The sequence below is a fragment of the Rhodococcus sp. 06-221-2 genome, from assembly GCF_002258365.1.
In the GTDB taxonomy this organism is placed as follows: Bacteria; Actinomycetota; Actinomycetes; order Mycobacteriales; family Mycobacteriaceae; genus Rhodococcoides; species Rhodococcoides fascians.
Genome location: NZ_NOYJ01000024.1, coordinates 68,751 through 88,087 on the forward strand (window position 1 = coordinate 68,751; position 19,337 = coordinate 88,087).

General features: G+C 63.5%; 16 protein-coding genes. 12 read left to right on the forward strand and 4 right to left on the reverse strand.

The annotated features are described in order from the left end of the window. Positions 1-33: 33 nt before the first annotated feature. Together CH281_RS11895 and CH281_RS11900 are read left to right on the forward strand one after the other, a co-directional pair. Positions 34-1,080, forward strand: a complete 1,047-nt coding sequence (locus CH281_RS11895; RefSeq protein ID WP_094694247.1) for an ABC transporter substrate-binding protein — start codon at positions 34-36, stop codon at positions 1,078-1,080. A gap of 28 nt (positions 1,081-1,108) precedes the next feature. Further along, positions 1,109-2,212 (forward strand): LLM class flavin-dependent oxidoreductase, encoded by a 1,104-nt coding sequence (locus CH281_RS11900; RefSeq protein ID WP_032393124.1) that lies wholly within the window; start codon positions 1,109-1,111, stop codon positions 2,210-2,212. Positions 2,213-2,320: 108 nt separating this feature from the next. On the opposite strand, the gene CH281_RS11905 is transcribed toward CH281_RS11900, so the two are convergent. The 4 genes from CH281_RS11905 to CH281_RS11920 form a co-directional block, all read right to left on the reverse strand. After that, the gene (locus tag CH281_RS11905; RefSeq protein ID WP_032393123.1) at positions 2,321-3,547 is read right to left on the reverse strand and encodes a bifunctional 3,4-dihydroxy-2-butanone-4-phosphate synthase/GTP cyclohydrolase II; all 1,227 of its coding nucleotides are present in this window, start codon (positions 3,545-3,547) and stop codon (positions 2,321-2,323) included. Next, complete coding sequence (locus CH281_RS11910) at positions 3,547-4,044, reverse strand: flavin reductase family protein (protein WP_032393122.1); 498 nt, start codon at positions 4,042-4,044, stop codon at positions 3,547-3,549. Before CH281_RS11910 ends, CH281_RS11905 begins: the two co-directional genes overlap by 1 nt. Then, positions 4,041-4,547, reverse strand: a complete 507-nt coding sequence (locus CH281_RS11915; RefSeq protein ID WP_032384809.1) for an NADPH-dependent FMN reductase — start codon at positions 4,545-4,547, stop codon at positions 4,041-4,043. Before CH281_RS11915 ends, CH281_RS11910 begins: the two co-directional genes overlap by 4 nt. A 156-nt stretch (positions 4,548-4,703) precedes the next feature. Continuing rightward, positions 4,704-5,996: an NtaA/DmoA family FMN-dependent monooxygenase gene (locus CH281_RS11920; RefSeq protein WP_032384810.1), complete on the reverse strand. Its 1,293-nt coding sequence runs from the start codon at positions 5,994-5,996 to the stop codon at positions 4,704-4,706. A 417-nt stretch (positions 5,997-6,413) separates the two neighbouring features. Here CH281_RS11920 and CH281_RS11925 point away from each other — a divergent pair, with 417 nt between their 5' ends. From CH281_RS11925 to CH281_RS27325, 10 genes are all read left to right on the forward strand, one after another. After that, positions 6,414-7,241 (forward strand): ABC transporter ATP-binding protein, encoded by an 828-nt coding sequence (locus CH281_RS11925; protein ID WP_032384811.1) that lies wholly within the window; start codon positions 6,414-6,416, stop codon positions 7,239-7,241. Beyond that, positions 7,238-8,281 carry an ABC transporter permease gene (locus CH281_RS11930; protein WP_094694251.1) on the forward strand — a complete coding sequence of 348 codons (1,044 nt, stop codon included), beginning with the start codon at positions 7,238-7,240 and terminating at the stop codon, positions 8,279-8,281. The genes CH281_RS11925 and CH281_RS11930 overlap by 4 nt, the downstream gene beginning before the upstream one ends. Beyond that, positions 8,281-9,162 (forward strand): ABC transporter permease, encoded by an 882-nt coding sequence (locus CH281_RS11935; protein WP_032388509.1) that lies wholly within the window; start codon positions 8,281-8,283, stop codon positions 9,160-9,162. Before CH281_RS11930 ends, CH281_RS11935 begins: the two co-directional genes overlap by 1 nt. Before the next feature lie 122 nt (positions 9,163-9,284). Continuing rightward, positions 9,285-10,943, forward strand: a complete 1,659-nt coding sequence (locus tag CH281_RS11940) for an ABC transporter substrate-binding protein (RefSeq protein WP_143544792.1) — start codon at positions 9,285-9,287, stop codon at positions 10,941-10,943. A gap of 184 nt (positions 10,944-11,127) precedes the next feature. Then, positions 11,128-12,435: an NtaA/DmoA family FMN-dependent monooxygenase gene (locus CH281_RS11945; protein ID WP_032384814.1), complete on the forward strand. Its 1,308-nt coding sequence runs from the start codon at positions 11,128-11,130 to the stop codon at positions 12,433-12,435. Between the two features lie 32 nt (positions 12,436-12,467). After that, entirely contained in the window at positions 12,468-13,781 is a 1,314-nt protein-coding gene (locus CH281_RS11950; RefSeq protein WP_094694255.1) for an NtaA/DmoA family FMN-dependent monooxygenase, read from the forward strand. Positions 13,782-13,810: 29 nt separating this feature from the next. After that, complete coding sequence (locus CH281_RS11955) at positions 13,811-15,100, forward strand: NtaA/DmoA family FMN-dependent monooxygenase (RefSeq protein ID WP_094694257.1); 1,290 nt, start codon at positions 13,811-13,813, stop codon at positions 15,098-15,100. Between the two features lie 83 nt (positions 15,101-15,183). Continuing rightward, a complete protein-coding gene (locus tag CH281_RS11960; RefSeq protein WP_143544793.1) occupies positions 15,184-16,620 on the forward strand; it encodes an MFS transporter in 1,437 nt (478 codons plus the stop codon). Then, entirely contained in the window at positions 16,617-17,906 is a 1,290-nt protein-coding gene (locus tag CH281_RS11965) for an NtaA/DmoA family FMN-dependent monooxygenase (protein WP_094694261.1), read from the forward strand. The genes CH281_RS11960 and CH281_RS11965 overlap by 4 nt, the downstream gene beginning before the upstream one ends. Further along, positions 17,906-19,336 carry an MFS transporter gene (locus tag CH281_RS27325; protein ID WP_094694263.1) on the forward strand — a complete coding sequence of 477 codons (1,431 nt, stop codon included), beginning with the start codon at positions 17,906-17,908 and terminating at the stop codon, positions 19,334-19,336. Before CH281_RS11965 ends, CH281_RS27325 begins: the two co-directional genes overlap by 1 nt. Position 19,337: the final 1 nt, after the last annotated feature.

A 19,337-nucleotide genomic window follows, 5' to 3' on the forward strand; every position in this document is an offset into this window, starting at 1 on the left:
TCCAATTCGGCACCTGACAAGGATCTTTCACACATGTCGTCACATGCTCGTCCTCGATCTCTGCGCGCACTCGGTGTGCTCACTGCCCTGTCCTTGACGGTCGTCGGACTCACCGGTTGCGTCTCGCGTGGTAGCGATACCACCAACACCCAAGCCCCGGAACTGGTCTCGAACGACCAACTCGCCACAGTCACCCTCGATGTCGGCGACCAGAAGGGTGGCACCGAAGCCCTACTGCGCGCATCGGGTGAGCTGGACTCCGCTCCCTACGATGTTGCGTTCTCCACCTTCACTTCCGGCCCGCCTCAGGTGGAGGCGGCAACGGCCGGCCAGATCGACTTCGCGGTCACGGGCAACACGCCCCCCGTCTTCGGGGTTGCAGCCAATGCACGCATCAAGGTCGTCTCCGCCTACACCAACGACGCGAGTGGCGATCAGATTCTCGTGCCGCCGGATTCGACTCTCGGGTCGTTCGCCGACCTGCGCGGCAAGAAGATCGCAGTGGGCAAGGGAAGTTCCGCGCACGGCCACGTGCTGCTGCAGTTGCAGAAGGCCGGCTTGACCACCGACGACGTTCAGCTCGTGTTCCTTCAGCCTGCCGATGCGCTGACGGCATTCACTTCCGGCGAGGTCGACGCTTGGGCGATCTGGGATCCGTTCACCGCCATCGCGCAGGTGCAGAACGGCTCGAAGACGCTGACCACCGCGGAGGGCGTGGCCAACGGTTACGGCTTCGGCATCGCGTCGCAGCAGGCGCTCGACGATCCCGCGAAGAACACCGCCCTGCAGGACTTCGTAGTTCGCCTGGCCAAGGCGTCCGCATGGGCGGACGCACACCCGGCAGAGTGGGCGGCGGCGTACTCCACGGCCGTCGGCATCGACCCGGCCGCGGGTGAATTGGCACAGGGACGAAGTCAGCGACCCGCAATTGCTCTGGACGACACTGTGATCGAGTCCGAGCAAGCACTGTTCGATGCGTTCGTCGAGAGCGGAAGCATCCCTGGCGGCAACACGTTCGCGGACTTCGTCGACACGCGTTACAACGCCGCCATCGCCGACGCGACCGCCCCCACCAACTGATCACCCACCACGTAGTAGGAGTTCACTCGTGACCGCACGCATCTTCTGGTTCCTCCCCACCGCAGGCGACGGCCGCTCCATCGTCGGCGCATCTCACGCGTCGGCCAACATCGTCGAACCTGCCGGGTTCCGTCGTCCGTCGTTGCGGTACCTCACGGAGGTGGCTCAGGCCGCGGACCGACTCGGCTACGAGGGGGTGCTGACTCCGACGGGAACGTGGTGCGAGGACGCATGGCTGACCACGGCGGCTCTGCTGCAAAGCACCCGACGCCTCAAGTTCCTCGTCGCGTTCCGTCCCGGCCTCACACCGCCCACGCTCGCAGCGCAGCAGGCTGCGACGCTGCAGCGGTTCTCGGAAGGTCGGGTGCTTTTCAACATCGTCACCGGCGGCGACGACGTCGAGCAGCGTCGTTTCGGGGATTGGATCGACCACGATCGGCGATACGCACGCACCGACGAATTCCTCGGACTGGTGCATCGGATCTGGACGGAGACGTCGGTCGATCACGAAGGCGAATTCTTCAAGGTTGCCGATGCACGCGTGTCCGAAGCACCGGACCCGTTGCCCGAGTTCTGGTTCGGCGGTTCGTCCGATCCCGCACTCGCTGTCGCGGCCAAGCACGTCCAGACGTATCTGACGTGGGGCGAGCCGCCGGCCGACGCCCGCGCCAAGATCGAGAAAGTGCAGGCGCTCGCGGACGCCGAGGGCCGCAAGCTCACCTATGGCATTCGCCTGCACACCATCAGCCGCGACACCTCCGAAGAGGCCTGGGCCGTCGCACAAAAGCTGCTCGACGAGCTTCCCGAGGAGCAGGTGTCTGCGGCACACGCACTGCACTCGTCCTCGCAGTCCGAGGGACAGCGTCGGATGGCCGCATTGCACGGCGGCAGCAAGGATTCCCTCGAGATCTACCCCAACCTGTGGGCCGGAGTCGGCCTGGTCCGCGGCGGTGCGGGTACGGCTCTGGTCGGCTCACACGAGGAAGTTGCGAACCTGATCGGGGAGTACCACGACGCCGGATTCGACGAGTTCATTCTGTCCGGCTACCCGCACCTCGAGGAGTCCTACCACTTCGCCGAAGGTGTTCGACCCATCCTCGACGCGCGAGGAATCACGGTCCCCGCACGCTAGGGCACGTGGGATCGAACCACCGGGTGTGCCGGTTATGGGAAATCTGTCCAGTAGAGCTTGTGAAAAATGGATGATAGGAGGCTACGATGGCCTCGATCGCTCGACCGTTCACCAACCCTGAGCCACGCTGTGAGGCAACAAGTGTCCCATTTGTGAGCGCTTGGTCTCGAGGTAGTGGATGTTGGCCTGCGCGGCACCCACGACGATAGGCAACCGTGAACTGACGTCGACGCCGTGCGCTTCCAGGCCACGAATCTTGTCGGGGTTGTTGGTCAACAAACGAACCGTGGTCAGACCCAGGTCCTTCAAAATAGCAGCGGCACCACCGTACTCACGTCCGTCGGCCGGTTCGTCGAGTTCGAGGTTGGCCTGCACGGTGTCGAAGCCCTCGTCCTGCAGGCGATAGGCGGCGAGCTTCTTCAGCAAACCGATTCCGCGGCCCTCGTGACCACGCATGTACACGAGTACACCGCCGTCGGCCGCGATCCGTTCGAGTGCGGTGTTCAGCTGTGGGCCGCATTCGCACCGCTGCGACAGAAACGATTCTCCGGTCAGGCACTCCGAGTGCACGCGAACCATGGCGTTGTCTCGGACGTCACCCGACACCAGCGCAACGTGTTCGGCTCCGGTCTTGTGATCGAGGTAGCCGAACATCGCGAAATCGCCGTGCGGGGTCGCGAGGACTGTCTCCACCATTCGCTCGACCCGAGCGGGACCGGCCACCGGTGCCGGATCGCGAAGCTGCCGATACGCGATGAGTTCCTCGATGGTGAGCACCGGAAGCTGCATCCGCGCACCGAGATTCTCGATCTCGTGGAACTGCATCATCGAACCGTCGTCGGCAACCAGCTCGGCGATGACGCCGACAGCGGGAAGTCCGGCGAGGGCACACAGGTCGACGGCTGCTTCGGTATGACCCGGCCGCTCCAGGACACCGCCGGGTCGCGCACGTAGGGGAAGCACGTGGCCGGGACGGATGATGTCGGTGGCGACGGAACCGGGATCGGCGAGTACCTGCAGTGTCCGGGCGCGATCCGCAGCGCTGATACCGGTGGTGATACCCACAGCTGCATCGACGGTGACGGTGTACGCGGTCCTCTTCGGATCCTGATTGTTCGACACCATCGGCGGTAGTTCGAGAGCGTCCGCCCTGGCGTCGCTCATCGGAGCGCACAGCAGCCCCGAGGTGTTGCGGACCGTCCATGCCGTCCATGCGGGAGTGATCCGGTCGGCCGCCATGATGACGTCGCCCTCGTTCTCCCGATCGGCGGAATCGGTGACGAACACCGGCTTTCCGGCGCGGAGCGCTTCGAGCGCATTTTCGACGGCGCTCATCAGAGATCAACCGCCAACCGACGAAACTTACTGCCATGAAACACGATCGGGGCAACACCGTGCTTGACCTCGAGTTCGTTGATGCCCAGCAGGACGATGTCGTGATCACCGGCCGTGACCTGTTCGGTGACACTGGCATCCAGCCACATGCTCGCACCGTCGATGAAGAGCGCTCCGTCGTCGGTGGTGGTGGTCGTCAATCCCTCGAATCGGTTGCCCGTCTTCGCGGCGAGTGTGCGAGCCGCGACGTCGTGCAGTTCGCCGAGCACACTGATGCCGATTCGTGAGGCTGCAGCGAATTTCGGCCACGTGGTCGAGGTGTCCTGAACGCAGAAGGCGACAAGGGGCGGGTCGATCGACACCGCAACGAAACTGCTTGCGGCCATGCCGATCTTGACTCCGTCGATCTCGGCGCAGACGGCGACGACCCCACTGGGGAACTGTCCGAACGCGTTTCGCAGCACGGACTGGTCGAGGCTGGTGGTGCTCAGGGTCATGATGCATCCGTTCGTGTTCGAGCCGCGGCGAGTATGGTCTCGCCCCAGCGGGTGACGTAGTCGGCGATCCGAGTATCGGTGGTGTACGTCGAATCGATGAGGTACAGGCCAGGGGCCGGGGCGACCGCCCCGAGTTCGACGAGAACGTGCTTCAGAAACAGATCCGGTGCCATTGCGTGCGCCGGACCACCGCCGAGCATGAGCGGTACGGCGACGACATTCTTCAGTCCGGTATCGCCGGCGAATTGATCGAGGAACAACTTCAAGACGCCGGTGTAGGTGGCCTTGAACGTCGGGCTTGCGAAGACGACGAAATCGGACGACGCAACGGTCTCGACTGCGGCCTGCACGGCCGAGTCGCCCCAGCCGAGCAGTCCGGCACCGAGCGTGATCACGTCGATCGTCTCACCGGGCTCACCGGTCAGTGCGGTGGCGAGGACTCGCGCGGCGTCGAGTGTCCGCGACTCCGGCTTCGGATTGCCCGCTACAACAGTAATTTTCATTCGTTGGCGCTTTCTACGAGGCGATGGCACCAGCCAACACGAGGAGCGTGACGGCCGTGAGACTCGAACGTTGCGCGGACATTGCGCTGGTTCCGGCGGATGCGTCAGGGGTTCTGAACTGGGGCACTATCGAATTTCTGGTGATACAACGCCGGTTCAGAAGGCGGCGAGGTTCTCGCGGAACGTGGTTCGGGAGTAGCCGTCGCGAATTGCTCCACGCCGACGCAGCGCGGGTGCGAGTCCGTCGGCGATCTCGGAGATCACTTTGCGGGTGACGGGGGAGGCGATGAGGAACCCGTCGCCGCCGACGAACTCCATTGCCTCGTCCATCTTCTGCGCGACGGTCTCGGTCGTTCCGACGAGTTCCATCGACTCGACCGTCGGATAGTTGGCGATGATCTCGCGCAGCGTCTTACCCGATTTGGCCATGTCCTCGAGGGTGCTCTTGTGGCCGTTGTATTTGGTCAGGTCGGGAACCGGGGCGTCGATGTCGAATTGCGAGAAGTCGGTGCTGCTGAGATACGACATTGCGGCCAGGACACCGTCGATGTTGTTCTTCTGCACCTCACGCATCCGGTCGCGCTTGACGATGGCTTCCTCGTCGGTGTCGGCCATGATGGGACTGACGAGGAAGAGCACCTTCACGTCGTCGGGCTTGCGGCCGTAGTCGACCAGCCGCCGGCTGATGTCCTCGCGGTATTCCTTCATCGCGTCCAGTCCGCGAACATTGGCGATGATGGTGTCTGCGTGTTTGGCCCCGAACGCGCGCCCGGCGGGGGAGCCGCCGGCCTGACAGATGACCGGCCGACCCTGGGGACCGCGGGGAATGTTCAACGGTCCACGGGACGCGTAGTACTTGCCCTCGAAGTCGATCTTGTGGATCTTCTCGTGATCCGCGAAAACACCTGACGCCGGGTCTAGAACCAGCGCGTCCTCCTCCCACGAATCCCACAGTTGCGATACGACGTCGACCCATTCGTCGGCCATCTCGTAGCGAAGGTCGTGTTCGATCTGTTTGGGCAGTCCGTAGTTCTGTGCGGCACCGTCGGCGCTTGCGGTGACGAGGTTGATTCCGACCCGGCCCTCGGTGACGTGATCGAGCGTGGACATCAGGCGGGCAGCAAGGAACGGCGGATAGAAAGTGGTTGCGACAGTGGCGATTATGCCGATTCGCTCGGTGGCGTCGGCCATCAGTGGAACGAGTGGCATGGGATCGAAACGCACGGTGGTTCCGCGACGAACCGAGCTCTCGAACGTTCCGCGATACACGTCGGACAGCACCGAGGAATCCTCGAGCATGATGTAGTCGAATCCGGCGCGCTCCAGGCTTTTTGCCGCGTCGACGAACAGATCGGGGCGGCCGATGTCCGACGCGACGTTTCCGGACCACGGTTGGTTCCAGCCGTAGACACCGAATCCTGTGGTGAAGAACCAGCCGAGATGCATCATGCTGCTACGCCTTTCGTCGGCGATGACGTCGAATGCCGATGTGGCCGAGGTACGTCGGTGCGAGCGCGTTCGTACATGTCACTCCTGTCGTGATGGTGGGCAATGCAGCGATTGCAGATAGGTGAAGCCTGCTGCAACTGCATTACCGAACATGGCGCAGGAGTAAATGAGCTATTACGCCGCAGACAAGGCCTGCTGGAGCGCCTGTAGAGCCGGATAACGCCGCCCACGTCGGCAGCGGTAGCTGATCGAGACCTACGTCACTGTGGCGTTTAGCCCCATTCCATGCCCTTTGAGCTGCATGTTTGCTCGGCGTAATACTTCAGTTACGCCGAGGGTCGCTTTCAGTAACGCGTCGCGAGAAAGCTGTGCAGTCAAGCAGCAGATCTGCTGGAGACAACCGCCTGGAGGATCTTGATGAGTGGCAATTCGCGCACAGCGTACGCCGAGATCGACGTCGAACAGCTGGGCAAGACTTTCGTCCGCTCGGGATCCGGCACACCGGCTGTCGACGACATCAGCATGAAAATCACGTCGAGCTCGGCCGTCGGCATCGTCGGTGAGTCCGGCTCCGGGAAATCGACGTTGGTCCGGATGATGTGCGGCCTGTTGTCGCCGACTACAGGTTCGGTGTCGTACAACGGCACCGAACTGAACGGGGTGTTGTCCTCACGGGCAGGGCGACGCGATTTCAGATCCAAGGTGCAATACGTCGCGCAGGACACGACGTCGTCGTTCGATCCGCGTCGAACGTTACGTGACGCGGTGCGGTTGCCCGCCATGCGTCTGCTGGGGATGAATGCCAAGACCGCCGATGCCCGCGTGGACGAGACGCTAGCGTCGCTCGAGCTGGACCCGGCGATGGCCGATCGGTTCCCCACCGAGGTGTCGGGCGGACAACGGCAACGCTTCTCGATCGCACGAGCTCTCGTCGTCGAACCTCGCATTCTGTTGTGCGACGAAGTGGTGTCCGCCTTGGACGTCTCCGTTCAAGGAGCAATTCTGAACATGCTGCGGCAGTACTGCATCGACTCGGACTGCGGCCTGGTGTTCGTTTCCCACGGGTTGCCGGCCACCGCATTCATCGCGAGTGAACTCGTTGTCATGAGAAACGGTGTGATCGTGGAACAGGGCACAACAGACGATGTGGTCGAACGGCCCCAGGATCCCTATACCGTCGAACTGCTCGACGCGTATCGCGGGGACGAACAGGTCGAGCAACTCGCCGTGGCGGCTGCGCGATGACGGGCTTTCTCGGACGTAACCGGTGGTGGATAGGCCGGATCGCCGTCCTGCCAGTGCACCTGCTGGTGTTCGCTGTTGCGGCCTTCTTCCTGGTGCGAGCCATCCCGGGCGATCCTGCCCGTGAGGTTGTCGGTCCCGAGGCCACCGAGGCGGACTATCTGGCGACGAAAGCGGAACTCGGTCTGGACGGAAGTTTGTGGTCGCAGTTGATGACCTATCTGGGAAATCTTCTCCACTTCGATCTGGGCAACGCGATCATGACCGGCAGACCGGTCACGACCGACATCGCAGACCGGCTGCCCGGCACGGTGGAACTGGCGGGAATTGCCTTCACCGTTCTCATCACCGTGACGCTCGCCCTGTCAGCGGTGGTGGTCGCCAAGCCCCGGTCGGTCGCGGCGAGAGTGGTGCGTTGGTACGGCCAAGCTGCCGGTGCGGTCCCCGAATTCGTCGTCGGTGTGGTCGGGATCTTCCTGTTCTACGCCACCCTGCAGGTGGTGCCGGCACCCTCGGGCCGGATCAGGGCGGGGCTCAGCGAACCCGAGCCGATCACGTCCTTCCCTCTGCTCGACGCCCTTCTTCGCGGTGACTCCGTCGTCGTGTCCTCGATGTTCTCGCATCTGCTTCTTCCCATCGGAGTACTCGTCGTGTCGGTGACGCCGATTCTGCTCAAGCAGCTGCTGACTGCACTCGATTCCAGCCTGACCGCGCAGCCGACACTGTTCAAGGTCGCCACCGGATCGGCACGAAAGTACATCTACGCCAGCGCATATCGCCGCGCGCTGCCTCCCACCGTCGCATTGTTCGGCCTGGTGTTCGGGTCGCTGCTCGGCGGCGCGGTCATCCTCGAGACCCTCTTCGGCCTCGGCGGAATGGGGCGGTACGCAGTGGAGGCAGTGGCTGCGACGGATCTCATTGCGCTGCAGGGCTTTCTGCTCGTGGTCGCGGCGATCTCACTGCTCGTCTTCCTGTGCGTCGACCTGATCAACATGTTGCTCGATCCCCGGCGCAAGCCGGGTCGAGCAGGAGGTGGTTCCTGATGGTTGCCCTGATACCGAAGAAAGCCGGCACAGACTCGGCGACGCCGTCGAAGCGGCGACGCCCGGCCGCGATCGGCACGGTTGCGCTGGCGGTGCCGTTGGCGTTGATTCTGCTCGTCACGTTGATCGGCCCGTGGATCGTGCCGTTCGATCCGACCAAAGTTGTGGGCGCGCCGTCGCTCTCGCCGGATTCACAGTTCTTACTGGGAACCGATTCCAACGGTCTCGATGTCTTCTCGCGGACCATTGCCGGCGCACGAATCGACGTCACCATCGCTCTCGCAGTGACCATTGCTGCCACGATGGGAGGCATCCTGATCGGGTTGATCATCGGGATGAACGAGGCGGGCCGCGGTCTCGGCGGCTTCCTGGCCCGCGCCGCCGCTCGTTTCCTGGACCTGCTCGAAGCCGTCCCGACGGTGATTGTCGCCCTGGTGGTGGTCTCGTTCTTCGGGACGTCGTCGATCACGATGATCTTCACGTTGTCGATCATTCTCGCGCCGATTCAAGCCCGGCTCGTCCGCACCGAGGTGCTCCGAGTGCGCGGCGACGCATACCTCGACGCGGCTCGTCAGGCGGGACTGTCCGAGACACAACTGGTGTTCCGTCACGTCCTGCCCAACTCGTCGGTTCCAGCGCTGCAGAACGCATCGGTGGTGTTCGGCATGACGATCATCCTCACTGCGGCACTCGGCTTCCTCGGTGTCGGACTGCCGCCGCCCACCCCGGAATGGGGCTCGATGATCACCCGCGGCGCAGGCGACGCCGCGATCGGCAAGTTGTGGTCGGCGGGCGCACCTGCCCTCGCCCTGTGCCTGACAGTGGCCTCCGTTGCCGTCGTCGGCCGCCGACTGACCAAGGGCACCCGCCGCTCTCACTGACAGCCGTAACGGACAGCGACGTCCGCATATCTCTCTCGTCCACGACCTCCCGCGATCGAAGCCGTCGGCTCGACCGGTGATGACACCTGCATTCGTGCACTCAGCAAGGAGAACGAACCCACGTGAAAATCTCTCATCGATTGTCGGTCGGAATCCGATGGACAGTGCCGTTGCTCGTCGGCGCGCTCGCGCTCAGCGCGTGCTCGGACGGTGGCGGCAGCCAGGCCTCGGCATCGACCTCGGGCGAGATCGTCGTCGTCACCCCAGATCAGGCGTCGAATGTGGTGCGCGACTACGGCTACACCGCCGGCACCGACAATCAGGACGTCACCAACAACATGCACGCCCAGTTGATCCGTAAGCCGTATGTGGAGGAGGACGGTTCCGACGCACTGGTGCAGGACTATTACAACTTCGAGCCCTACCTTGCCGACAGCTACGAGGTGAGTCCCGATCAGCTCGTCTACACCTTCGAGCTGCGTCAGGGAGTAATGAGCGAGCACGGCAACGAGCTCGATGCCGACGACGTCCTGTGGTCATTCGAGCGCAAGTTCGCGACTCCGGGCGGCGGCATGGCCGGCTACTTCAAGCCCATGTTGACCGACCCGGCAACCCAGATCAAGAAGGTGGACGACTACACCGTCAGCTTCACGGTGGAGAAGGCCGGCTACGGACTGACGCTGTTGGCAAACCTGGCCGAGAACATCGGGTCCATTTACGACAGCAACTACCTGATCGAGAACGCCACTCCCGAGGATCCCTACGCGGTCGCGTGGGGTGCGGCAGACATGATGCGCGGCAACTTCGGTTACGGCGCATACATGTTGGAGTCGGTGACGCCGGGTCAGGAAATCGTCATGCGAGCGAACCCCAACTTCGTTCTGGGTGAACCCGAGATCAAGCGCATGATTCGGCGTGTGGTGGCCGACCCGGCGACCAGAGCCAACATGGTCACGCGCGGTGACGCGGATGTGGCACTGGCGCTGCGCTCTTCGGATCAGGCGACCCTGGAGAGCAACGACGCCGTGACCGTCCCGACGACGACGTCCAATCAATACCTGCTGTTCTCGATGAATACCACCACTGCTCCGTTCGCCGATGCGCGTGTGCGTCAGGCGATGGCCTACGCGATCCCGTACGACCAGATCATGTCCGACGTGTTCTTCGGCCGGGCGTACAAGTACAACCACGTTCTCGACGACAAGGCACCGAACTGGGACGGCAGCGACCTTCCGAAGTTCGACAGCGACCCGGAACGTGCGAAGTCGCTGTTGGCCGAGGCTGGACTACCAGACGGCCTTGCCTTCACCCTCAGTGTCAACAATCAGCTCCCGGCCGCTCAGGACACCGCGATCCAGATTCAGTCGTTCGCTGCCGAAGCCGGCATCGATGTGACCATTGCGGAACTACCTGCAGCGCAACTCAATGCCGACACGCTCGACGGTAAGGTGCAGGCCAGCTTGAGTATCGGCGCATCGGTCACGATGACTCCGCCGTACTCACTCCAGTTGCTCACTCAGCCCGGTGGCGGTTCCAATGTCGCTCTCTGGAACGACCCCGAGTTCCTCGGAATGGTGCAGCAGGGTCTCGACGCAGGCGACGCCCTGAGCCCCGAGGCCGGCGTGTTCTGGAACGAGGCAGAGCTCCGCATGACCGAGCAGGCCCCGTACATCTTCATCGCCCGAGTGCGGCCGTCAGTGGCGCTGAAGGCGGGCATCGACGGCTTCGTGCAGCGCACCGACTTCCGAATCGACTACTCGAATCTGACCCTCGGCACCTAGAAATCGTTGCACCGTAGGTAGTTCGGTCGATGGTCATATCCCGATCACCGGCCGAGCTACCGGGGCCGATGCAGCGAAACGGCGGCGAAATCAGACGGCTACCGAGAACGCGGTTCGTCGAAACATGAACACGGTGTAGTCGACCACGACGCATCGCGGACGAATTATCAGCGAGGACTTTCACATGACAGACAACAGATTTCATCTCGGTTGGTTCGGCAGCTTCGTGCCGACGACCTGGAACACCGCATTCGAGGGCAGCGACAGTGGAGACTGGCTCAACGGAGACTTCTACGTCGACTTCGCCAAGACACTCGAGCGCGCGTGCTTCGACTTCCTGCTGTTGGAAGACTCGTCGATGGTCTCGGATACCTACGGCGGAAGTTCGGAAGCGACCTTGAAGACCGGCGGTTGGGCGCCCAAGGGGGATCCGATTGCTCTGGCTCCCTTGCTCACTCGCGCGACGAGCCGATTGGGCGTCGCGCTGACGGCGTCCACGTCGTTCTACCCGCCCTACATGCTCGCTCGGTCCATTTCGTCACTCGATCACCTGTCTTCGGGGCGTATCGGCTGGAACGTGGTGACCTCGAGCGAGGATCGAGCCGCGCAGAACTTCGGAATGGACGCACTCCCGCCGCACGACGAGCGGTATGCGCGAGCAGACGAGTACGTGCAGTTGGTCGAGCAGCTCTGGGATTCGTGGGACGCGGACGCGGTGGTGATGGATCGCGAGACGTCGACGTACGTGGACCACACCAAGGTCCACACCATCGACTTCCAGGGCAAGTACTACTCCTCGCGTGGTCCGCTCAACACCATGCCGTCACCGCAGGGCCGGCCGGTCATCACGCAAGCCGGGGGCTCACCCGCAGGCCGCGACTTCGCGGCCAAGCACGCCGACATGATCATGGCCCTTCCCAAAGGTGTTGCCGCGATGAAGGAGTACCGGGCCGACATCAGGCGTCGCATGGAGCTGCACGGGCGGGACCCCGACTCGGCGAAGGTGATGTACGTGGTCTCACCCATTCTCGGTGAGACGCACGAGGATGCGCTGGCCCGCCAGGAGCGCAAAGCCGATGCGGTGCGCGCCAACCCGGCGGGTGTCCTCATCGGTTGGTCGGCGAGCATGGAGATCGACTTCTCGACGTTCGACCTGGACAAGCCGATGCCCGACGACGTACACACCAACGGGCACCAGTCCACGCTGGAGAACTTCCGCAACTGGGCCGATGGCCGAACACTGCGCGAGGCATGTGTCGCGTACCGAACCGAGTCGATGGAACTGGTCGGGACCCCGGATGCCGTTGCCGCGCAGATGGGTGACGCCATGGCCGAGGTCGGCGGCGACGGGTTCCTGATCTGGAGCCAGCCGCACAACCGGCGCTACATCGGCGAGATCGCCGACGGCCTCGTTCCGGCCCTGCAACGACGCGGGCTGATGCGCACCGAGTACACCGGCGAACATCTGCGCGATCACCTGCTCGAGTTCTGAGCACCCACAGCTCCCACGACTGGAGAAACGTCATGACTGCCAACAAATTTCACCTGGGCTGGTTTCTCGGGGCCGGTTTCGGTGTCCAGTCCTGGAACCAACCATGGTCCGGTACCGGCGCCACCGACTGGATGATGCCCGATCAGTACGTCGACCTGGCCGCCTCGCTCGAGCGGGCCTGCTTCGACTTCCTCATCATGGAGGATTCGGTTCAGGTCTCCGATACCTACAAGGGCTCCATGGAGTATTACCTGGCGACGGCTACCGCTGCGCCCAAACATGATCCAGCGGTTCTGGCGGGCATCCTGTCCTACACCACCAAGCACCTCGGTATCGTGCCGACGCTCACCACGACGTTCTACCACCCGTACACGGTCGCCCGGTTGATGTCGACACTCGACCACATCGCTGCCGGGCGAATCGGCTGGAACATCGTCACCGGCAGCAACACTCGTGCCGCGCAGAATTACGGCTTCGACATGCCCGAGCACGATCTTCGGTACGACATGGCCGACGAGTTCGTCGAGCTCGCCTGCAAGCTCTGGGACTCCTGGGAAGACGGTGCGGTGCATGCGGACACCTCGGCAGGCGGCATCTACGCCGACCACGAGAAGGTCAATCGTATCGACTTCGAGGGCAAGTTCTTCAAGTCCCGTGGTCCGCTGAACACCATTCCGAGCCCGCAGCGTCGGCCGGTGTTCCTCCAGGCCGGGGGATCGGACAAGGGCAAGGAGTTCGCAGCCAAACACGCGGACGCGATCATCTCCAATCCTCATGGCACCGAGAAGATGCGGCGCTACCGCGAGGACATTCGCCAGGGAGCGATCGAGGCGGGTCGAAATCCCGACGACGTCAAGGTCATGTACCTCATTTCCCCGATCCTGGGGGAGACGACGGCGGAGGCCGAGGCCAAGCAGCAACGTCGGGCAGATGCGGCATCGAAGAACATCGACGGCCTGCTCGCCGGACGCTCACACCTGTCCGGCATCGATCTGAGCCAGTTCGATCTCGACTCGCCGTTGCCGGCCGATCTCGAGAGCAACGGCCATCGCAGCAGTTTCGCCGAGTTCAGGGGAGACGGCACCCAGACTCTGCGGGACCGCATCACTGCCCACAGTGCCATCGACACACTGGAATTCGTCGGAACCCCCGACGACGTCGCAGACATGATGGACGGCGTCATGCAGGAGGTCGGCGGCGACGGCTTCCTGATCGCGGGCGCACCCATGAATCGCCGTTACGTCGCGGAGATCACCGACGGACTCGTACCTGCGCTCAAGCGTCGCGGACTGACCCGAACGTCGTACGAGCACACACACTTCCGCGAGAACCTTCGCGCCTTCTAGTCACACTTCGGATCTGGAAAGAGGAAGCTATGTTCCACCTTGGTTGGTTCTTGAGCTGGCAGGTCCAGTCGTGGAACCATATGTGGTCGGGTGAGGGCGGCACCGAATGGAACCACCCCGAGCTGTACATCGACATGACGCGGTCACTCGAACGCGCCGGATTCGACTACATCATGTTCGAGGACGGCGCGTTCGTCCCCGACTCGTTCGGTGGATCCTCGAAGTGGTGGCTCGCCAACGCCCGGTCGGTACCCAAGCAGGACCCGAATTCGCTGCTGCCCATTCTGAGTCAGCACACCGAGCGTCTGGGCTTGATCGCCACGATGACCACGTCGTTCCATCCGCCATACATGGCGGCACGAACCTCGGCCACTCTGGACCATCTCAGTAACGGCCGGGCAGGCGTCAATCTGGTCACCTCGCACAATGTTCGGACGGCACAGAACTTCGGCTACGAGGAGATGTTCGAGCACGATCACCGCTACGAGATGGCCGACGAATGGATCGAACTCGTCAAGCAGTTGTGGTCGTCGTGGGAACCGGACTCGGTTCGGCTCGACCGCGATGCGGGTGTCTTCGCCGACTTCACGAAGGTGCACAACATCGACTTCGAGGGCAAGTATCACTCCTCCCGCGGTCCACTGAACACCACACCGACTCCCCAAGGCCGACCGGTGATCTGCCAGGCCGGTGGGTCACCTGCGGGCCGCGGGTTCGCGGCGAAACATGCCGAGACGATTCTCGCTCAGGTCGAGAGTGTCGAGGCCATGAAGGCGTACCGCGACGACGTCCGCGCTCGGATGGTCATCGAGGGGCGGGACCCCGATTCGTGCAAGATCATGTTCATCGTCAACCCGGTCCTGGGTGAAACCGACCGCGAAGCGCAGGACAAGCACGAGCGAACACTGGCCGGCTTTCGGAACGATATCGATGTCAACCTCGCGTCGATGTCGTACGCGAGTGGTATCGACTTCTCGAAGTTCGATCTCGACGCCCCGATTCCTGCAGTCGAAACCAACGCCGGTAGGGCCACGATGGCATTGATCGGTGCCAACACGGCCGGGATGACGCTTCGAGAGGCGGCCAGCTCGGACATCAGGAAGTCTGTTCCCCTGATCGGTACCGCCGACGCAGTCGCCGAACAGATGGGCGACATCGCCGCGGAGGTCGGCGGCGACGGATTCCTCATCGCCGGCAACGTGCATCGCCGCTACATCAGCGAGATCACCGACGGTCTTGCGCCCGAGCTACGCAAGCGCGGTCTGATTCGAGACGGATACGCACACACGCTGTTCCGCGACAACCTGATGGACTTCTGATCGTCACTGCAGCGACAGACGCGTCACCGGAGATACGGCCGAACTCCTACCCGTGGCGCGTGCTGTCGGTCACCGGACTAGGCATGAGTATCACGTTCGTGTCGGTCTCGATGCTCCCCGTGGCGCTGCCGGACATGAGCGAGGGGTTGGGAGCTACTGCAGCGCAGACAGATTGGTTCATGCTCGCCTATCTGCTCACCACGGCAGTGTTCATTCTGGTCCTCGGCAAGGTTGCCGACCTCGTCGGAAGGCGTCCCGTCTATCTGCTCGGGTTGGCCTGCCTGACGGTCAGTGCCGCCGCCATCACAGCCGCAGGCGACCCGACCCTGGTCATCGTCCTGCGCGTCGTGCAGGGCGTGGGCGCTGCTGCGGTGATCACCAACACCACCGCCCTGCTCGTCGAGGCGTTCGAGCCGCGAATGCTCTCGATCGGCATCGGCTGGAACATCACCATCATGTCGCTGGCGATATCCGTCGGCCCACTGCTGGGCGGTGTGCTGACCGAAACAGTCGGCTGGCGCGGAGTATTCGGTGTGGTGGTTCCCCTCGGAGTGGCCGGAACCGTGTGGGCTGCGATCACGCTGCGCCGGACGGCGCGTCCGGCACGCGGGGTGCCCTTCGACTACGCGGGCGCGGCCGGCTCGATGGTGATTCTCGGTGGACTCGTCTACGGGGTGAATCGCGGAGGCAGCGTCGGATTCGGCGACTGGGCGTCCGTGATCCCGTTGGTCGGTGTTGTTCTCGCCCTTCCTGTGTTCTGGTGGTGGGAGAAGCGCGCTGCCGATCCGATCGTGGATCCAGCGTTGCTGATCGATCGCTTTCGGGGCAGCGCGTACACGGCGTCGTTCCTGGTCACCATGGCCGAAGGTGCCGTCGCAGTGACGATGTCGCTGTACCTGCAGAGCGTCGAGGGCCAGAGCCCCATCCGTGCGGGCCTGCAGATCACTGCCCTCGCGGTGGGGACCACGGTGATGTCGCCGATAGCGGGGATGCTGGCGACCCGGGTGTCGACGCGAGTGCTGACGACGGTCTCGACACTCGGCACCGCTCTGGTTCTGACGGTGCTCGCGGTGCACATCGCCGGCCCGGCGCGCGGCGTACCCCTCGTGGTGATCCTGTTCCTCCTGGGGATCAGTGGCGGACTCTTCAAGACCGCGAACGCGTCGGCCATCAACGTGGGTGTGGCCGAGAACCGCTCGGGGATGGCCAACGGTCTTCGAGTGTCTCTCGACAACACCGCCGTCACGCTCAGTACCGCGCTGGCCCTCGTGCTGGTGGTCTCCGCACTGCCGCCTGCCTTGCGCGAGCTGGTGTATTCCGGCGGCGCACAGAGTGTGTCGCCCAGCGAGTCCGATTCCTTGGCAACGGGATTCACGGTGGCCGTGGCTGCGATGGCGGTGGCTGCTCTGGTCGCCAGCGTGCCGTCGGGGTGGCGCGGCGTGCACCCGAACGAACCTGCCGAGCTTTCTCGGCCGCACAGAAGTACCCGATCCGTATCGAGAACAAGGAGCACGGCATGACCAAATTTCATCTGGGGTGGTTCACCAACTTCTCCAACCCGCCGTGGAATTCGGCATGGGCGGGCGACGAAGGACGCACCTGGGCCAACGGAGAATTGCACGTGGATTTCGCACGGTCACTCGAACGTGCCTGCTTCGACTACATCATGCTCGAGGATTCCTCGATGGTGTCCGACGCCTACGAGCAGTCCTCGAGGGTGGACCTCAAGTACGGCCTGTACGCACCCAAGCACGACCCGGTCACCCTCGTGCCGATGCTGACGGCCGCGACGAAGCACATCGGCATCATCGCTACCTGCTCCACGTCCTTCTACCCGCCCTGGCTGCTGGCTCGACGGTTCTCGACGCTCGATCATCTGAGCAGAGGCCGCGTCGGCTGGAACGTGGTGACCTCCAGTGAGGATCGCGCGGCCCAGAACTACGGGATGGACAAACTCGCCGAGCACGACCAACGGTACGAGCGGGCAGACGAATTCGTCGACGTGGTCAAGCAGTTGTGGGCGTCGTGGGATGGCGACGCCATGGTGCTCGATCGGGACAACGGCACCTACGTCGACCACACGAAGGTGCACGTCACGGACTTTCGCGGTAAGTACCACGCGTCGCGTGGGCCGCTGAACGTTCCGCGGTCGCCGCAGGGCGAGCCGGTGATCTGTCAGGCCGGTGGATCGCCGCGTGGACGTGAGTTCGCGGCGCGCAACGCCGAGACGATTCTCAGCGCCGCGAAGGACCCGGCCGCGATGAAGGCATTCCGCGACGACATCAGGATGCGGATGGAGAAGGCCGGTCGGGATCCGGACAGCTGCAAGATCATGTTCATCACGCAGCCGGTGTTGGCCGATACCGAATCCGATGCCCGCGCCAAGGTGGAGCGGATGTCCGCCGACGTCGATTCGCGCATCGAGTCTGCGCTGGGCCACATCTCGGCGTTGACCGAGATAGATCTGTTGACGTACGAGCTGGATGAGGAGTTCCCCGAACTGTCCACCAACGGGCACCGGACGACCCTCGGCGACTTCCTGTCCTACGGAAACACACCGCGCACGGCGGCACTGGGTTGGACCATGAAGAACGTGCACTACGTCGGCACTCCCGATTCCGTCGCGGAACAGATGGGCGAGACGATGGACTTCGTCGGTGGGGACGGATTCCTGATAACGGGCAACATCGGTCGCCGCTACGTCGGTGAGATCACCGAAGGCCTCGTCCCTGCACTGCAACGACGTGGCCTGGTCCGCACCGAATACGAGCACGACATGTTTCGTGAGAATCTCATGTCCTTCTGATGCGGTTGCTGAGCAGAGATTCGGTGGTGCCGGGGCCGGTGTATGCGTTGGCGTTCGTCAACGTGTGCATCGGGCTCGGGTACGGCGTTGTGGCACCGGTCATTCCGGTGTTCGCCAGAGATTTCGGAGTAACGGATCTCGCTGCCTCGTCGGTGGTGAGTATCTATGCTTTCACCCGCGTGCTGGCTTCGTTCGGAGCATCTCGACTGCTGCTGCGGTTCGACGAACGGACGATTCTCACCGCCGGCCTGTTGATGGCGGCGACGTCCTCCCTGGCGGCGGCCTTCGCTCCGACGTTTCTCTCGCTTCTACTGCTCCGAGCAGTCGGGGGTGTCGGGACCGCAATGTTCACCGTGTCGGGTCAACAACTGCTGTTCCGCTACAGCACCCCGGACACCGGAGGAAGAACTGCGTCGGTCTTCCAGTCCGGCTTCCTCATCGGGGGAGTGCTGGGACCGGTCATCGGCGGCGCGGTTGCCCTCGTCTCATTGCGGGCCCCGTTCCTCACCCACGCTGTGACGCTCGTCGTCGGGGTTGCCGTGGTCTGGTTCGCGTTCCGGTCCAGCGACAGGACGGACGTCGCGAACGGAGTCGTGCACGATACGAGTACCCGGCCGGAACCGATGACGCTGCGAGCCGCGCTCGGTGAACGGGGATTTCGGGCCTCGATCGCGTCGAACTTCGCCAACGGCTGGGTGGGCAACGGGGTGCGGTTCACCCTCGTTCCGTTGTTCGTCGCGACGGTGATCGGCGGCAGCCCGTTCGTGTCGGGTCTCGTACTCGTGGTCGGGGCCGTTGTTCAGATCGTGGTCGTCAAGCCTGCGGGTCGGCTCGTCGACAGCTGGGGTCGACGACCGATGCTGGCGTTCGGGTCGGGATCGATACTGCTCGGCATCGTGGTCCTCGCCATCGTTCCCACGTTGCCGATTCTGGTGCTGACGATGGTGCTCTGGGGCGTGGGTGGCACCTGTGCGATGGTCGCCAGTGCGGCCACCGTCGGTGACGTACTGGCCGGACGCGGAGGAAGCCCTATCGCCGTGTACCAGGTCACCTTCGACGTGGGCACCATGCTCGGCCCACTGGTCGCCGGAGCCGTCGCCGCCCAGGCGTCCTACTCGCTCGCCTTCACCGCCAGCATTCCCGTTGCGGCACTGGCAGTTCTACTCGCACTTCGACCCTGGCGGACCGTGGCGATGTCGACTCCCGAATCGAAGGTGGTCGTCACCGAGGAATCCGCCGTACCCACACCGACCATTCACGACCACCACTATGGAAAAGAGGACCGATGTCACAACCGTTCACACTCGGCTGGTTCACCAATTACCTCGTGCCCGACTGGACCGGTCCCTTCGCCGGGACCGGCGGAACAGACTGGGCCGACGGCACTTTCGCTGTCGACACCGTCCGGGCGTTCGAGCGAGCAGGAATAGA

Coding starts and splice junctions, on each gene's coding strand:
- CH281_RS11895 (WP_094694247.1), top strand. CDS start 34: ATGTCGTCACATGCTCGTCCTCGATCTCTGCGCGCACTCGGTGTGCTC.
- CH281_RS11905 (WP_032393123.1), bottom strand. CDS start 3,547: ATGAGCGCCGTCGAAAATGCGCTCGAAGCGCTCCGCGCCGGAAAGCCG.
- CH281_RS11910 (WP_032393122.1), bottom strand. CDS start 4,044: ATGACCCTGAGCACCACCAGCCTCGACCAGTCCGTGCTGCGAAACGCG.
- CH281_RS11915 (WP_032384809.1), bottom strand. CDS start 4,547: ATGAAAATTACTGTTGTAGCGGGCAATCCGAAGCCGGAGTCGCGGACA.
- CH281_RS11920 (WP_032384810.1), bottom strand. CDS start 5,996: ATGATGCATCTCGGCTGGTTCTTCACCACAGGATTCGGTGTCTACGGC.
- CH281_RS11925 (WP_032384811.1), top strand. CDS start 6,414: ATGAGTGGCAATTCGCGCACAGCGTACGCCGAGATCGACGTCGAACAG.
- CH281_RS11930 (WP_094694251.1), top strand. CDS start 7,238: ATGACGGGCTTTCTCGGACGTAACCGGTGGTGGATAGGCCGGATCGCC.
- CH281_RS11935 (WP_032388509.1), top strand. CDS start 8,281: ATGGTTGCCCTGATACCGAAGAAAGCCGGCACAGACTCGGCGACGCCG.
- CH281_RS11945 (WP_032384814.1), top strand. CDS start 11,128: ATGACAGACAACAGATTTCATCTCGGTTGGTTCGGCAGCTTCGTGCCG.
- CH281_RS11950 (WP_094694255.1), top strand. CDS start 12,468: ATGACTGCCAACAAATTTCACCTGGGCTGGTTTCTCGGGGCCGGTTTC.
- CH281_RS11955 (WP_094694257.1), top strand. CDS start 13,811: ATGTTCCACCTTGGTTGGTTCTTGAGCTGGCAGGTCCAGTCGTGGAAC.
- CH281_RS11960 (WP_143544793.1), top strand. CDS start 15,184: ATGAGTATCACGTTCGTGTCGGTCTCGATGCTCCCCGTGGCGCTGCCG.
- CH281_RS11965 (WP_094694261.1), top strand. CDS start 16,617: ATGACCAAATTTCATCTGGGGTGGTTCACCAACTTCTCCAACCCGCCG.
- CH281_RS27325 (WP_094694263.1), top strand. CDS start 17,906: ATGCGGTTGCTGAGCAGAGATTCGGTGGTGCCGGGGCCGGTGTATGCG.